The 16531-nt window shown below is 44.3% G+C and carries 14 protein-coding genes; 7 read left to right on the forward strand and 7 right to left on the reverse strand.

The window, feature by feature from the left end; all coding sequences use genetic code 11:
- Window positions 1-76: 76 nt before the first annotated feature.
- Entirely contained in the window at window positions 77-229 is a 153-nt protein-coding gene (locus L3V35_RS21420; protein ID WP_009844874.1) for a hypothetical protein, read from the forward strand.
- Between the two features lie 109 nt (window positions 230-338).
- Here the strand turns inward: L3V35_RS21420 and L3V35_RS21425 are convergent, their stop codons facing one another.
- Window positions 339-662, reverse strand: a complete 324-nt coding sequence (locus L3V35_RS21425) for a DOPA 4,5-dioxygenase family protein (protein WP_123302337.1) — start codon at window positions 660-662, stop codon at window positions 339-341.
- A 182-nt stretch (window positions 663-844) separates the two neighbouring features.
- Window positions 845-1702, reverse strand: coding sequence for a glutathione-dependent disulfide-bond oxidoreductase (yghU, locus tag L3V35_RS21430; protein ID WP_237300614.1), 858 nt, complete (start codon window positions 1700-1702; stop codon window positions 845-847).
- 275 nt (window positions 1703-1977) lie between these two features.
- On the opposite strand from yghU, the gene L3V35_RS21435 reads away from it, so the two are divergent.
- On the forward strand, window positions 1978-2322 hold the full coding sequence (locus L3V35_RS21435; RefSeq protein ID WP_004730279.1) for a YajD family HNH nuclease: 345 nt from the start codon (window positions 1978-1980) through the stop codon (window positions 2320-2322).
- A gap of 182 nt (window positions 2323-2504) precedes the next feature.
- On the opposite strand, the gene L3V35_RS21440 is transcribed toward L3V35_RS21435, so the two are convergent.
- Window positions 2505-2885 carry a hypothetical protein gene (locus L3V35_RS21440; protein ID WP_054547036.1) on the reverse strand — a complete coding sequence of 127 codons (381 nt, stop codon included), beginning with the start codon at window positions 2883-2885 and terminating at the stop codon, window positions 2505-2507.
- Window positions 2886-3479: 594 nt separating this feature from the next.
- Between L3V35_RS21440 and L3V35_RS21445 the strand changes: the two genes are divergently transcribed.
- The 3 genes from L3V35_RS21445 to L3V35_RS21455 all read left to right on the forward strand — a co-directional run bounded on the left by L3V35_RS21445 (window position 3480) and on the right by L3V35_RS21455 (window position 8945).
- Window positions 3480-4718, forward strand: a complete 1239-nt coding sequence (locus L3V35_RS21445; RefSeq protein ID WP_017079765.1) for an OFA family MFS transporter — start codon at window positions 3480-3482, stop codon at window positions 4716-4718.
- Window positions 4719-4775: 57 nt separating this feature from the next.
- Window positions 4776-6440 (forward strand): VRR-NUC domain-containing protein, encoded by a 1665-nt coding sequence (locus tag L3V35_RS21450; RefSeq protein WP_237300615.1) that lies wholly within the window; start codon window positions 4776-4778, stop codon window positions 6438-6440.
- A gap of 150 nt (window positions 6441-6590) precedes the next feature.
- Entirely contained in the window at window positions 6591-8945 is a 2355-nt protein-coding gene (locus tag L3V35_RS21455) for a fatty acid cis/trans isomerase (protein ID WP_237300616.1), read from the forward strand.
- 147 nt (window positions 8946-9092) lie between these two features.
- Here the strand turns inward: L3V35_RS21455 and torS are convergent, their stop codons facing one another.
- The gene (gene torS / locus L3V35_RS21460) at window positions 9093-12125 is read right to left on the reverse strand and encodes a TMAO reductase system sensor histidine kinase/response regulator TorS (RefSeq protein WP_237300617.1); all 3033 of its coding nucleotides are present in this window, start codon (window positions 12123-12125) and stop codon (window positions 9093-9095) included.
- A gap of 64 nt (window positions 12126-12189) precedes the next feature.
- On the reverse strand, window positions 12190-12354 hold the full coding sequence (locus tag L3V35_RS21465; protein WP_228010435.1) for a hypothetical protein: 165 nt from the start codon (window positions 12352-12354) through the stop codon (window positions 12190-12192).
- Between L3V35_RS21465 and torT the strand changes: the two genes are divergently transcribed.
- Window positions 12299-13246 (forward strand): TMAO reductase system periplasmic protein TorT, encoded by a 948-nt coding sequence (gene torT, locus L3V35_RS21470; protein ID WP_237300618.1) that lies wholly within the window; start codon window positions 12299-12301, stop codon window positions 13244-13246. The two genes, L3V35_RS21465 and torT, sit on opposite strands and share 56 nt — an antisense overlap.
- Window positions 13247-13306: 60 nt before the next feature.
- Window positions 13307-13762: a methylglyoxal synthase gene (locus tag L3V35_RS21475; RefSeq protein WP_009844869.1), complete on the forward strand. Its 456-nt coding sequence runs from the start codon at window positions 13307-13309 to the stop codon at window positions 13760-13762.
- Between the two features lie 134 nt (window positions 13763-13896).
- On the opposite strand, the gene L3V35_RS21480 is transcribed toward L3V35_RS21475, so the two are convergent.
- Window positions 13897-14247, reverse strand: coding sequence for a VOC family protein (locus L3V35_RS21480; protein ID WP_237300619.1), 351 nt, complete (start codon window positions 14245-14247; stop codon window positions 13897-13899).
- Between the two features lie 109 nt (window positions 14248-14356).
- Complete coding sequence (gene helD, locus L3V35_RS21485) at window positions 14357-16432, reverse strand: DNA helicase IV (protein ID WP_054547042.1); 2076 nt, start codon at window positions 16430-16432, stop codon at window positions 14357-14359.
- Between the last annotated feature and the right edge of the window lie 99 nt (window positions 16433-16531).

Below are 16531 nucleotides of genomic sequence, written 5' to 3' on the forward strand. Positions count from 1 at the left end.
ACGGTTATTTGATGGTGACCAAAAGTTTACCCTTGCTTGGTTATGCTGGTCGCACAATCTAGTTAGGAGTAATGTTATGGGCACCTGGATTTTAGAAACATTGTTGTGGGCTGTAGTAACCGTGGCGGTTTGTGTCGCGATTTGGGGACTGTACTTACCTAATATATTAATCGCATTAGGCGTGTCGGTAGCGGTATCGCTGTTACTAGGGAATAGCTGGAGAAGCTAGTTATTTAAAGAAGAATATAGTTCAAAAAATTAGTGAATCTGGCACACCCGACAGCAGCGATATTTACTAAGTACGTTGATTAGGTACGTACTGTCGGGCGCGAATTAAATTAGCTACTTAGCGTGTCTTCAAATACACCCAACTCACGACCAAGCCATGTCGCTCTTACTGTGTGATCCAAAGTTTCTTCGCCACCAGTTACCGGGTGAATAAGCACCGACATATCACCGCGTTCTTGCTCAAGCCATTCAACAATACCCGACTCTTTGTTTGCAAAGTGAATCTCAAACATTGGCATCTTATGTGGGCCAACCAAACGCTGTATTAATGGGAAAGTCTCTAACACATCTTTACGTTCTGATAGAATTTTCTGACGCAGTGTTTCTGCCTGCTCTGCAAAGCGCAGAGGGAAATAGATATGACCGTGGTACATGGCACCATCCTTTAGAATTATGATGTCGCGATTTTATACCTAAACCGCCTTTAATAGCTAAATCTAAATAAGTGGACTTACTATGGAAAAAACCCGTAGGAACAAAAAACTAGAGTTTGAGTTAACGTTGGCCGCTAAAACAAACTCTAGATATACTGGTGCCGACTATCGTTTTAAAATCACTACGGGCGTAGCTTTAAAACTCGGTCAATGTCTTCCGCGGAATGGCGCTCTGGTACTTGCTCCCACTCTTCGCCAAATGAACGGTTCACTACTCGACCGCGCTGAAAACCTTCACGCGCTTCAAGTTGCTTCGCCCAACGACCAACATTGGTGTAAGACTCAACTTGTAAAAACTCTGCTGCGTCGTAAATTTTGCCAAGTACTAAGTTACCGTACCAAGGCCAAATTGCGATATCTGCAATAGTCAGCTCTTCTCCCGCAACAAAAGTGTTATTCGCTAACTGTTTGTCTAACACGTCTAGCTGGCGCTTCGCTTCCATCGCAAAACGGTTAATTGGGTACTCTTGCTTTTCATCAGCGTAAGCGTAGAAGTGACCAAAACCACCACCAAGAAAAGGTGCGGAGCCTTGCGCCCAGAATAACCAGTTAATGGTTTGCGTTCTTGCCGCTCCTTCTTTCGGTAAGAAGTGACCAAATTTTTCAGCCAAATGCATCAAGATGGATGCCGATTCAAAGACATTCACATCTTCGTCACCAGACTTATCAACAAGCGCTGGTATTTTCGAATTCGGGTTTACACCAACAAAGCCAGAAGAGAACTGTTCAGCTTCACCAATGTTGATCAAGTACGCATCATATTCAGCTTCTTTAACACCCGCAGCTAACAACTCTTCCAGCAAGATGGTGACTTTTTGACCGTTAGGTGTACCAAGGGAATACAATTGAAAAGCATGGTCACCAACAGGAAGCTCTTTATCAAAGCGAGCGCCAGATTCAGGACTATTGATATTTGCCCACTTGTTACCACCATCAGCATCGTTAACCCAAACTTTTGGCGGTGTGTATTGTTCTGACATGATATTTCCTTATTAATATAGGGTAGCTTTAACTGATATTAGGTCACGCTCCCTTGGTTAAAACCCCTAAATACAATTTCTTTTCAAACTGTTAAGCATGGCTTATTCCAGAAAGACATAACCTTCTTTATGAGATAGCACACGTAAAAGATAAGTGCCCAATCAAACCTAAGCCACATAACGGTTAGTACGAAACATGATTTAGTCACGACATGCCTACAGGTTAAAGAAAGCTGTGATAAAATCGGGACATTACAATTGATAAGGATTAGGCAATGTCTTCAGATTACACTGGCTCGAGTGCAGCGTACGCTCGCCAAGAGAAAGGCTACCGCGAAAAAGCACTGAAACTGTACCCTTGGGTTTGTGGTAAATGTGCACGTGAATTTGTTTACTCAAACTTGAGAGAGCTTACCGTTCACCACGTGGATCACGACCATACAAACAACCCTGAAGATGGCAGCAACTGGGAACTACTGTGCTTGTACTGTCACGATCATGAGCACTCAAAATACACGGATCATGACCGTTACGGTGTTGATGCAAAAGCCCGTTTAGACGACCATCAATCAGCAACGCACAATCCCTTTGCCGATCTAGCGAAGTTGATGAAGAAGTAACACGCGTTAAGAACTGTATTTGCTAGATGATAGCGGCTAGATAAATAACAAGAAACCCCAGTATGTCACCATACTGGGGTTTCTTTTATCTGCCTTATAGCTAGAGTTCACTCAAGTTAAGGCCAGATCAAAAAGAGCCTTCCGAAGAAGGCTCTTTATAGAATTCTGTATTAGGTCTGCAATTATGCAGCCGCTTGCTTGCGGGACTCTTCTACCTGCTTAGCGCGCTTTTTAAGCGTCAACTTATCGCGGTATGCAAACCAAACGTAAGACACAACCACTAAGAAGAACAGGTATGACAATGAGAAAATGAACGGCGATTGAATGATATCGTTCGAGATCCCCCAAGAAACACCGACAACTGTCACTGCAATTTTCGCGAAGAAGCCACACATTAATAGCATCAAAGCCAACTGTGGGAAGCGTGTGCTGCGGAATGCAAGCCAGTAACAACTACCCACCGCTAACGCAGCGATATAGAAGCCGAATAAGAAAGAGTGAATATGGTCAGCTGCCGCTAAACCACCAGAAATTGACATCAATAGAATTAAAAACAGTTTCATAATACTCGCCTCACCATAAGTTGGAAACGCATCCTTTCAAATTTGGAATCTTTGTTTGCGTACTATTTTCCCACTTTTCACGGACAACACAACCCCTTAAATCGAACAAAATGCAAGCAAAGGTGCTAACAAAAACCAACTGTAACAACTGGTTAACATTTTGTTTTTAATAGAACTCCGTTACTCCTTGTCTCATATGGACAAAGCTCCACTTAGATTTATTTTGTTACACAAAATTAACCTTAGAAAATAATTAAAATAATTCGTAACTCTGTGATATCCGCACGGAATACGTGGCAATTCAGAAATACTTATCGAAGAACACCTTAAAAAATAGGCTCGCCACGTTAAAAAGAACAAAACAGAAAGGTATTAAATACAATTGCAAAACCAATAAAAAACAATTTATTAACAAGTTTGAGTTTATTTACCAAAAATGGAAAAAGAGATTCCAATCACATTTTTATTGGTTATAATCCGCGCTCTTTTGCGCTGTCTGTTGATAAACGCAAACTAATTTTGAAGAAACAATCACAATAACCCGTCTTTAGTTAAGTGGCTCACCACTGACCAACGACAAAACTGAGAATAAAAATGAGCAAGATTGATAAAGCATCACGTATCCTGCTAGCAGGCTTCTGTATCAACCTTTGTCTTGGCATCCTGTATGCTTGGAGTGTATTTAACAAGGCGCTAGTCACCGAAGCTGGTTGGAGTGCTGCTGAAGCATCTGCACCTTACGCTATTGCAACTATCACATTCTCTGTTTGTCTTCTTGTTGCGGGCATCCTACAAGACCGTATGGGTCCACGTAAGATCCTTATCTTAGGTACAGCGCTTACTGGCCTCGGTATGATTGCTTCTGGTTTCGCTACGACTCCTATGATGCTAAATCTAACGTTTGGTGTGATGACAGGTGCTGGTATCGGCTTTGGCTACGCATGTCTTTCACCATCAGCAATGAAATGGTTCCATTCTTCTAAGAAAGGTATGGTTAACGGTCTAATCGCTGCAGGTTTTGGTCTTGCTGCTATTTACCTAGCACCACTCACTTCTGCGCTAATCGACAGCATGGGTATTCAAACAAGCTTTATGATTCTTGGTGCCGGCGTGCTTGCGATTGCAGTACCTCTAGCAGCAACAATCAACAACCCACCAGCGGATTACACGCCAGCTGAGCCTAAAGTAAAAGCAGGCCAAGCACCTAAGGCAGTTAAGAAGACTGAAGACCTAACGTGGAAAGTAATGCTGAAGACTCCTCAGTTCTACTCTCTATGGATCATGTACGCATTTGCAGCTTCTGTTGGTCTTATGATCATCGGTAACATCACTACGATTGCTAGCGTTCAAGCGAACCTACCAAACGCAGTTTACCTAGCGTCTATCCTTGCTGTATTCAACTCAGGCGGCCGTGTTGCTGCAGGTATGCTTGCAGATAAAATCGGTGGCGTACGTACTCTACTTCTAGCGTTCATCCTTCAAGGTGCGAACATGGCTCTATTCGCTACGTTCAACTCTGAATTCACGCTAATCATTGGCACGGCTATCGCAGCTGTTGGTTACGGTACGCTTCTAGCAGTATTCCCAACACTTACTGCTGAGTTCTACGGCCTGAAAAACTACGGTACTAACTACGGCGTGCTTTACACGGCATGGGGTATCGGCGGCGCTATCGGTGCAGCAGTTGTTGGTTACTCAATGACAAACGGCGAAGGTTACGGCCTAGCTTACACAATCTCTGCAGCTATGATGGCAGTGTGTATTGTTCTTGCAATCGTCACCAAGCCAATCTCTGAAGCTAAAGTTTCTGAACTAAAAGCATCTCAAGCTTAATCGTCAGAAAAGATTGAATTTGTTACTGAAGAGCTTAACCTTAGGGTTAGGCTCTTTTTGTATCAAGCGACTAACCCATTGACGATAGAAACCACTCCTCAGCTCTCCCCTACTTATTATCTCGACAACTTCAATCGACTGATTGAACACGCTCAAACACTCTATCCCGATCTTCTGAGTGACGATGAATGTCGTTGGTTGTCCGCATACAAACGTCTTTCCGTTTCAAGTCAATGCTTAATAATTCGTTTGCTTTCTCGTAAAGGCCGTTGGTTTCGCAGCGATAAACTCAACTATGTTGAGATCACTGATCTAAATACCGCACTACAAGAGCTCAGCACCGCAGGCTTTATTGCGTTGAGTCATCCCGCCGAGCGACATGACCTTGTCGTTAGCAATGTCGAACTCGGATTGCACTTGCTCACCAAACCAGAGCTGTTGAATTTATTCCCTGCCTTTAAGAGCAACAAAACTGCGAAGAAAGACGAACTCTTGGCGTTGCTCGATCACCAACCTTTTGATCAGTTCCAAAGCCTAGCATTCGATTGTATTTACGTTGTCGAATCTGAAGTTATTGATGTCTTGCTGTTACTGTTTTTTGCTAATACTTATCAAGACTTAAGCCAATTCGTCTTAAGCGATCTTGGGCTCAATACCTTTGAGAACTATTCATTAAGCAAGCAGCGCCGCTTCTTCACTTCCAGAGAGCAACTCAATCAATTGTTCCAGATGCGCGATGTTCAACGCTTGTATTCAGAAGGTGATCGCAAAGACAGTGAGTTTCTTGAGCAGCTTTTACAGTCGATACCTGCGGAATCAGAACACAGAAGCATTGCCAGAAAACGATCGCGTTTGATCAATGATATTGCTCGCGATCTTGAAAGGCTTAGCCTAAACGACCAAGCTGTCTTTTGGTTCAAGCAATCTACACTTCCACCCAGCAGAGAGCGACTTGCTCGCATCTACGACAAACAAAGTGAGCTAGACTTAATGTGTGACATTGTCACGCAAATGAAAGCTACTCCATCGGATGTGTCAGAGTTGGAAGTCGCTATTAAGCTTGAAGACAAGCTACTGCGGAAACAGGGGCACAAAGTTTCACGAACCATAAAACCGAGCTGCAAAGAGATAAAGCTGGAATTAGACCTCAGCCAAACGCGGGTTGAGCTTGCAGTAAAGCAACACTTTGAAAGCCAAGGATGGGATGTTTACTTCTCTGAGAACAGTTTTCTATGTGGCTTATTTGGTTTAGCCTTTTGGGAGGTCATTTTTGCAGATGTTGAAGGCGCCTTTATCAATCGATACCAACATCGACCACTGGATCTGTACCATTCCGATTTTGTAGACAAGCGAGCCGAACAGGTCGAAGCGGTGTTTCAGACTATATTCAAGCATGAGCTGAACCAGTTACTCAATATCTATGACCAGAAGCGCGGTATCGCCAATCCATTTGTTAATTGGAACTACTTCCCCAGATCACTCGTCGAGCACAGTATGGAGGCTATTCCCAACGCCTTGATTGTTGATCTTTTCAAAGTGATATTGAGTGATTTGAAGCTATTTAGAACTGGGATGCCCGATTTGATTACATTCAAGGACAAAGAGTTTCACTGGGTTGAAGTCAAAGGCCCCGGAGACAAACTGCAAGACAACCAATGGCGCTGGATCAAAGAGTTTGAGCGATTATCTGTCCCTTTCTCTGTTTGTTACGTCAATCAGTAAGCCTTAGTTCGACACTCCAAACTCGGGTGAGTGACTCACCTCGATAAGTTGCTCAGTCCCATCAAGAACTTATCTATAAGATTGTTAGAACATGAGCATTTTCAATCATTTTCGATATAATTAGAGAAAATGCTTAATATATAAATACGTATGAATTTGAAAAAACTCTTCATTTTAGCTTTTGTTAGCGTCTTCTCAGGTTGTGCCGTCTACGCGGGTTTAAACTTCGACGAACTGTTTGGTAAACAACAAGTTCGCGATCGCCAAGCGCCTATTCTGTCGGCTCAAGCACAGCACTTCATTGATGAAGTAAAGCCCATCATTGATAACCGATGTGTGGTTTGTCACGCTTGCTATGACGCACCTTGCCAGCTCAAAATGTCTTCGGTAGAAGGTATAGACCGAGGTGCGAGCAAAGCACTCGTTTATCAAGGCACCCGTTTAACCGCCTCAGCCCCTACTCGCTTGTTTGAAGATGCTTTAACCACACGAGAGTGGCGCGATGCGGATTTTCATCCAGTTCTCAACGAACGTATGCAGAACTCAACGGCTAACCTGGATGCTGGTCTTGTTTCTCGAATGTTGATCCAAAAAGAGAACCACCCACTTCCAGATCAAACCCAGCTTGAAGGTTTCGACTTTTCAACCGACCGCGACCAACAGTGCCCAACTATTGAGGAGTATGCCCAATACGAGAGAGATTACCCGACTTGGGGGATGCCTTATGGGATGCCGAACTTAGATAAAACAGAATACGCGACTTTAATGAGTTGGTTGGAAAATGGCGCGTTAATGAACGACCACATTCCACTGAATGATGCGGAGCAAGAGCTCGTTAATGTCTACGAAAGCTTTCTCAATAAGAGTGACAATAAAAGCCAACTTTCAGCACGTTACATCTATGAGCACCTGTTTCTATCGCATGTCTACTTCTCTGATTTGGCGCAGCCAACGCGTTTCTTCACACTTGTCCGCTCTGCAACGCCTCCAGGTGAAGCGGTGCAGCGCATCACGACTCGTCGCCCTTACGACGATCCAAAAGTAGAACGTGTTTACTACCGCCTGATTCCAGAACAAGGCACCATCGTCGACAAAACGCACATGCCTTTCGCACTCAATAAAGAGCGACTACAAAAGTGGAACACTTGGTTTGTCGATGCTAATTACTCTGTGAAACAACTCCCTAGCTACAACATTGATGTCGCAGCTAACCCTATGACTTCGTTTGAAGCGCTGCCAGTGAACTCGCGCTTCCATTTCATGTTGGACAATGCGCAAAACACCATCATGGCTTTTATCAAAGGGCCAGTGTGTCGTGGTCAACTTGCCTTGAATGTGATTAACGACCGTTTTTGGGTTTTCTTCATTGATCCAGAGAAAGCCGATTTACCAGAAATAAACGCTTTCTACGCCAGCCAGAAGAAAAACTTAAAACTCCCCAGTGAACTGAAAAGTAACACCGTACCAGCGACTAACTGGGTGCGCTACTCTAAGCAACAGGCTCGATACCTAAATGCGAAATCAGACTTCACCAACCAATGGTTCGATAGTGGCGTGAACCTAGACACCGGTATAATTTGGGATGGCGATGGCATCAACCAAAATGCCGCTCTCACCATCTTTAGACACTTCGATAGCGCTTCGGTAGTTCAGGGTTTAGTTGGTTCACAGCCTAAGACAGCATGGATCCTTGATTACGCCTTACTAGAGCGCATTCATTACCTTCTTGTAGCAGGTTTCGATGTGTACGGAAACTTCGGCCACCAGCTGATTACGCGCATGTTTATGGACTTCTTGCGCCTTGAGGGCGAGAGTAACTTCTTAACCCTTCTTCCTAAAGATGTTCGCCATATTGAACACTCAAGCTGGTACAAAAACCAAAGTGCACAACTGAGCGATTACTTGCAACGCAATATCGCCCCTTTCGACCAACCAACAAGTGTGGTTTACAAAACGGCCGATCCTAAGCGTGAACTGCTCAATATGATCAAAGATAAGCTCGCGCCTGTCCTCGATAGTCGTTTTGATATTGTCGAAACAGGTTTTGGTCGAAAGAACGAAGCACTGCTTAACCAAGTGAATTTGATAAAGGGAGTCGGCCTGCGTCATGTTCCTCAATTAGTGATGATCATGATTGAAGGCAAAAACGGCGAAGAACAACTGTTCACCATGATTCACAATAACGCTCACAGCAACATTTCAAGCTTGTTTAATGAAGAAGGTAACCGCGATTACGCCAATGATGACTTAACACTCGTACGAGGCGTTGTCGGTAGCTACCCTGCCGCCTACCTGTCTTTAACCGAAAGCGAGATACCGACTCTGGTGAAAACGCTGCAAAACTTAAACACAGAAGAAGATTACGTGGCGCTGCTGGATAAGTTTGCGGTACGACGCAGTTCTAGCGAGTTCTGGCCGTTCAGTGATCGCGTGCATCGTTGGTATCAACAAGACCAACCGATCGAGTTTGGCTTGTTGGATTACAACCGCTTTGAAAATAGGTAGTAAGCGATAAGCCTTGGTTAGCTTTGAATGGTTAGCCTTTCAGAAAGAACGCTGACTTGCGCGGTATAAAAAATCCTCTGACGAATATTCGTCCAGAGGATTTTTTTGACTTGTTGATTAGATCAAGTTTAAAGCAAGCTCACGTCATTAAGCGGAAACATAAGTTAGTAGCGACTCTAACGAGTCTTTAACCAATTCAGATAAAGCGTGGTCGTTATCTCGGTACTGTAACAATGGTTGTTCGCTAGCTTCAATACTCTGACACAAATTGTACAGCGCTAATAAACCCAAACTGCCCGCCGATCCTTTGAGCTTATGCGCCAAAGACTTCACTTCTCGTCCGTTATCAGCTTCGCTTGCCTCAACTAATTCATTCAAGGTAAGGTTACTGCTCTCCTCGAACAGCACAACGATCTGTTTCATTTTATCCAATCCAAGAATCGACAAGTCACCCTCTATCACTTTGGAATCAATCAGTTTCACTGGAGTGTCTCCTTCATCTTGGGAATCAGTTGTCGTCGTGTACTTGGCTAAAACATCTACCATCTGTGTCGAGCATTCATCACTGTTACCCTTAATCATACGGTTACCCTTAATCATACGGTTACCGTTTTGCTTACAAACAGCATCGTTTGGATCAGGCTGTGGCAACAATAGTGTTTTACCATCGAGTTGAGCAACAATGAGCTGAGAAAGTGCTTCCTTCTCTAGCGGCTTAGGCAAGAAGCCATCAAAGCCAGACGACAAGTAGCTTTCCACTTCTTCGTTAAACACGTGAGCCGATACTGCGATCATTGGTGGTACTTTGCGTGTTACGTTTTCTTCATGCTCATGCTGAAGCGCATCGTCTTTGAGTTGTTGAATTAACTCGACGCCATCGCAGTCAGGTAAATTGATGTCCACCAGCGCAATATCAAACTCTTGTTCACTGAATATTACTCTCGCTTCTTGTCCGGTTGTCGCTATCACAACATCGTGGCCCAGGTTATTCAAAAAGCCTTCGGCAACAATACAGTTCACAGGGTTGTCTTCAATCAGAAGTACCTTCGCTCGGATACAAGCTTCAATAACCATTGCTTTCGTTTCAATTTTCTCACCTACTTCAAGTGGCAATGAGAACCAAAACTGACTGCCCTCGCCTTCTTCGGAATGAACACCAATGTCACCATTCATTGCCAACATGATGCTTTTACTGATCGCTAATCCAAGCCCTGTGCCACCGGTTTTGTTGCGACCGCTATTGGTTTGAGTAAAGGCATCAAACAGACAAGCTTGTTCGCTAGCGTCAATACCGACACCGGTATCTGACACTTCAAACATCACTCGATTTTCATCTTCGATATCTAAGCTGATAAAGATATCGACCGAGCCACTTTCCGTAAACTTAATCGCGTTTCCGACTAAATTATTCAAGATTTGACTGATTCGCGTTACGTCACCACGCCAATAGCGTTGCACATCACTTTCAATGTGAAAATCAAAATTAAGCTTCTTCTCAGCGGCGCGCCCTTCCATTAACTGATAGGTATCTTGAACCATCTGGTAAAGGTCAAAAGAAGCCGCGCGTATTTCTAGATGTCCCGCTTCGATCTTTGAATAGTCCAGTACGTCATTCAAAATCGCGAGTAGATTCTTACCACTGCGGTTAATGATGTCCGCATAGCCTGATTGCAGCGGGTCTAAGCCGGTATCTTTAAGCAATCGAGCCGTGCCTAATACGCCATTCATTGGCGTTCGTATTTCATGACTCATCGTCGCGAGGAAAGCAGACTTGGCACGGCTTGCTTGTTCTGCCGCATTGCGAGCTTTAGCGTGGTTACCCACCTCGACATTCAACTTCTCATTGGTCTTTTGCAGTTGATAGGTTCGGTCTGTGACCAACTCTTCTAAGTGCTCTTTGTGCTCTTCCAGCTCACGTTTTGCCTTAGCTTCGCCAACCGCGACCACTTGTAATGCTTGCGCGGTGTTTCTGGCGGTGATGATTGCCTCGCCCATATGAGCTAACTCATCATTACCCTTAACCGAGATATCAATATTCAGGCGACCTTGTGCGATAGACATCAAGGCAGATGAGTATTCAGTAAGGCGTTTGACAACCGAGATATACACCACTCGCCAAACGATAAATGCGACGATAACCAAACCAATAACCGAAATCACAGACAGCGACCATTGAGCCAAGTTCAAGGTTGACGTTAGCTCATCAACCGCTTTTTTTGTGCTTCGGTTTGAATCATCAACCAGTTGGTTAACCGTTGTATTCAGCTGAGAGAACAGCTCCAACGTATTTTGCATCAGAAACTCTGACTTCTTGGTGTTCTCATATTGTTCTAGCGAGATATCGAACACGACCTGGCGTTTTCTCAACTCTTCAAGCAACTGAGACATCTGCGCAGAACGAGTCGGATCTTCCACCGCTTTGACGCGGCGCGCCATGATTCTTAGGTTGGATTCGAACTCAGACTGGATTTGATGAATACGTTCAACATTGGTGACGGTCTGAGTTTCTTCAATTTGATTGAGCATCTTGAACGCCAGCAAATGCAATTCGTGCAGGCGCTCAGACAAATCAAGATCAACTTCAACAAGTGCGTCTAAGGCTTGGTAGGCTCTATCGGTTTCTTTGGTTTCTAGCAGGTCGTAGATGTGCGTTACGTTAGCAACCGCAATGGTAGCCGTGTTCAAAACTTGGGTTCGCGTGAGCTGCTCTAACTCTTCTGCGAGTAGACGCATCTCTTCAACACGAGACGTCAATTCCTTGCTTAACCAAAGCTTACGTTCGACCGAGACACCCAGTTCAGCCAGTGTGTTAATAACGCTTTGAACATTGTTTTCGAGTTTATTGAGAAGTTGGGAATCAAAACTGTCGACACCAAGCTCTTTGATATGCTGAAGAAGTGCTTCAAGCTGGCCAAACAACACAGTGCCAGCCTCTTTCCGTTCGGCCTCGTTTCTCGCATTAGAAAGCGTTTGTACCGACGAAATAATACGGTTACTCAACTCAGAAACTTGACGAGCTTCGATCATGGCAGGAAGCGCTGAATCGACGACGTTTCTTTCCGTTTTTGCTACAAAGCTAAAACCAGAAACACCGATCAATGCAGACAATAGAACCAACAGTGCCATCACTAAGAATGAGGCCAGTAACTTGCGTCCAATACTCGCTGAGGCTAACAACATAAACTTTAAACCTTAAAACGTTCTTCTTTACCCATGCAGAATACGCTATATTTTGCAGTGTTTCTTATCTAAAACCAATAAAACGGCAATTCATGCTATCTAGACCTTTAGCTTCAAAAATCATTCTCTCACTACTGGCCTCAGTAACCTCTGTCGCGAGTGCTAGCGAGCCTTTGAGCCCAATAAAACCTGCCGAAGCCACATCACATAAAGAGAAAATTTGTGCCATTTATCCGCACCTAAAGGATTCTTACTGGTTGTCTGTTAACTACGGCATGGTCTCTGAAGCAGAAAAGCAGCAAGTTGAGCTAAGAGTATTAGAAGCTGGCGGGTACCCAAACATTGGTAAGCAAGCCTCACAGCTGGTGCTTTGCACACAATGGGGAGCCGATGCCATTATTTTGGGCACAGTTTCACCCGATGCTTACCATGACAATCTTACGGATTGGGTTGGCTCGACGCCTGTGTTTGCTACGGTGAATGAGTTAACCGTCAATGAAGAACAACAGAAGGTACTGAAAGGTACGGTCGGTGTCGACTGGTATCAAATGGGATTTCAAGTCGGAGAGTTTTTGTCGAAACGACATCCGAAAGGATCCGGCGAAACACCTATCGCCTTGTTACTTGGCCCACAATCAAGTGGCGGTACTAAGCCTGTAGCTCTTGGGTTTTATGATGCAATCAAATCGAGCGATATCAAAATTGCGATAAGCTATTGGGCAGACAACGATAAAGAACTGCAAAGAAACTTAGTACAACAAGTCATCGAGCAGCCGGATATTCAATATATTGTCGGAAGCGCAGTCGCGATTGAAGCTGCGATAAGTGAGCTGAGAGCAGCCGGTAAAACCAAAGAAATTGGATTAATTTCAAGTTACCTAAGTCACGGAACCTACCGTGGCTTGCTTCGTAACAAGGTGCTTTTTGCACCAACAGATAAAATGGTTGAGCAAGGTCGCTTATCGGTAAAACAAGCCACCAGTTACTTACGCGGTCAACCTTATGAACAACACAGTGCACCCATAATTGAAGCACTGACACCTGCAACACTCAAAGATCAAATTATCGCCGACTCATTGTCACCTTCTGAGTTTCGTCCGGTATTCAGTGTGAACCCTTAGTGCTATATTGGCTGAAGAACTCAAAACAATAAAAACGAAACAATCATTTAGGGAACATTCATGCAAAAAACGACGCGTACTATGCCAACGCATAAGAATATCGCTTTGGTCGCTCATGACCATTTCAAACCTGAGCTACTTAGATGGGTCAAAGAGAACAAAGAAAAACTACAAAAGCACTTCCTTTATGCAACGGGCACAACGGGTTCTCTACTCAGTAAAGAAACAGGCCTAGCAATTAAGAGCATGATCAGCGGCCCAATGGGCGGTGACCAACAACTTGGTGCGCTTATCTCTGAAGGTAAGATCGATATGATGATTTTCTTCTGGGATCCATTGAATGCCGTACCACATGACCCAGATGTAAAAGCACTTCTTCGTATCGCAAGTGTTTGGAACATTCCAGTGGCAACCAACCGCGCTACCGCTAACTTCCTATTTAACTCTTCACTGCTTGAAGAAGAAGTGATCATTGAGATCCCAGACTACGAAGCGTACCTAGCTGAGCGAACTTAATGGTTCAGCGCTCTTAACTAAGCAGATCGCTTCGTTAAGAACTAAGAAAAACGCTTAGTTAAGAACCAAAATAACGTCAAAGACTAAAAAGCCTGCTTCATCGCAGGCTTTTTGTTCACCAGAACCTTAACTCGCTACTTGTCACTCCATACCGCCATTTCGTTGCCACTTGGCTCTCTAAAGTGGAAACGTCGCCCGCCGGGGAAACTAAATATCTCACGATTTACCTCGCCACCAGCATCAAGCACGTCACGCTCGATTTGCTCAAGATCTTCGCTATAGAAAACCATCAGCGCTGCGCCAATTTCAGCATTCGACGCCAGATCCGCTAAATAGAACCCACCCATTAAGCCTTTACCTTCAAAAGCAGAATACTCAGGGCCATAGTCTTCGAAGGTCCAACCAAACACTTGGCTGAAAAACGCCTTAGTTGCGGCGATATCTCGCGCAGCAAATTCAATGTAGTTAATAGAGCCGTGTTCCATAGCGGATTCCTTCTGCTTTATGCCTTTTCCTAATGATAATATCTTACGCCCTAATAAGAATAGGTAGCGGGCTTGAAGATCTAATCTTAGACAACTACGCCAAGTGACATCACTTTTTACGAACGACGGGGTAATCAGATCCATGCAGTTCTTGTACAAAACCAGAACCGTCGCCACTGTGTGTGATCCATACTTTCTCTTTTGCTCGCGTCATTGCCACGTAAAATAAGCGACGCTCTTCTGCATAAGGGAAGGCGTCTGATGATTCAGTCAATGCGCCATCAATATGCAGCTGTTTCTTCTTCGTCGGGAACTGCCCTTCATCAACACAAAGAATAATCACAAAATCTGCTTCTTTGCCTTTACTGGCGTGGCAAGTCATAAAATTAATGTTGATGGATGTGAAGATTTTTTTCCAATCTTCCAGCAATTCTGGTTTGTGGTAATGGTTACGTCCAAGTAGCAATACTGACTTGCTGGCTTTACCTTTTACTTGCCTATTAATCTGATCCAGGATCTTCTCAACTTCTTTGCTTGGCGCACTGTACACCGCCTTCTGCTTCTGTTGTTTGAAGCTGTTCAGTTCTTTCGGAAGCTGAATCGGGTTTTCCTGCACAAAACGATTGGCAACTGCACCTAACTGATTGTTAAATCGGTAAGTCGTATCTAGGTGATGAATCGTCGAGCTCTCAAAACGATCCTTAAAGCCCGTCGTTAAATCCACATCTGCGCCCGCAAACTGGTAAATCGACTGCCAATCATCACCTACCGCAAAAATAGAAGCTTGGTGTTGCGCTTTCGACTGATTACACAGTGCCTCAACCAAGGCAAGGCGATCTGGCGAGATGTCTTGATACTCATCGATCATGATAAACTTCCAAGGCGAGATAAACTTGCCCTTTTCGACATACTGAGTCGCTCGGCTGATCATGATTGAGAAGTCGATGTGATTCTGTTCTTTCAGTTCTTTTTGCCATGCTGTCACGCATGGCCAACACAGTGAAAGCTCGCTGTTGAGACGCGTGTAGTCTCTGTGATCAATCAACTGCTGTTGCACTTCCTTCTTCGATAAACCCGATGCATTCAACTGCTCAAGCTGCTTTTCAAGCCAACCTATCAACTTGAGGTTTGAAACATGACTACCAAGTTCGTCATCACCGGTTAAATAAGCGATTGGCCACTTAGACAGGTGCTTTTGCCAGCGTTTGAAGTTAGTCGGCGTCATCCAGTGCTTTTTCAACCAATCAATGCACCATGCTTGGCGTTGATTGTCATCGAGCGCTAACGGAGAGATAACCACACGTTCAGGTTCAACCTGATTAAGGATCTTTAGACCCAACTGGTGGAAAGTACTCACTTGCACCTTCTCTGCTGATAAACCAATTTTGCTGTTAAGGCGCTGTTTCATCTCTTCCGCGGCTTCGCGACCAAATGCGAGCAATAACAACTCTTCAGCTTGAGCTTGATGACTTTGCAGTAAATACGCGACGCGAGCTGTAAGAACACTGGTTTTACCCGAGCCAGCGCCCGCTAATATAAGGTTGTGATCATCATTCATCAAGACCGCATATTGCTGAGATAAATTGAGTGGTGACGATTCACATTGAGCAAACAATACTTCCCAGTTTTGTCTTTCTGTTTCTAACCACTGCTGATTTCTTTCGGCTTGCTTAATTTCCGTCTCAGACAACCATGGCTGCATTCGAGCAATGCGGTTTGGCATACGCTGCGCCGCTTCTTCTAAAGTCATCGTCATGTTTTCTAAACTTGAGTTAACCATGTCGACCCAAGTCTTAACTTTAGAATGCGCTAGGAAAGCAGGAAGTTGCTCAAGACGTGTCAATTCAGCTTCCCATTGAGGAACGTGTTCAGCCAATTGTTCACATTGAGTGTCATGCCACTTCTGATAAGCAGCAACCGATGCGCGTGCAAATTGACGGCATTGTTCCCAAGGTAGACCTTGTACTAACCAGCTGCGCTGTTTGCCATCTTGTTGATTAGCAAAGAACTGTAACGATCCCCAAAACAATCCGCGTTTTATCGCGATCTTGCCACTCCAAATAGTAAACGGGATTCGTTCTTCACTGCCTACTGAAGATAACAGCAGGCGTGGACCATCAAGTTCGACTTGATGATATTCATTTTGAATAAAAAACTGTGCAGTCTTGTTAGCGCTTAGCTGCATTGGAGTGTGCTCTCTAATTGGGAATATTGAATTTATATCATGATGCTGTGAGAATTAATAATGTCTCACATCTTATCGATGCTTTCATGACCATCTAGG

The organism is Vibrio sp. L5-1 (genome assembly GCF_021728315.1).
Taxonomy (GTDB): domain Bacteria; phylum Pseudomonadota; class Gammaproteobacteria; order Enterobacterales; family Vibrionaceae; genus Vibrio; species Vibrio splendidus_K.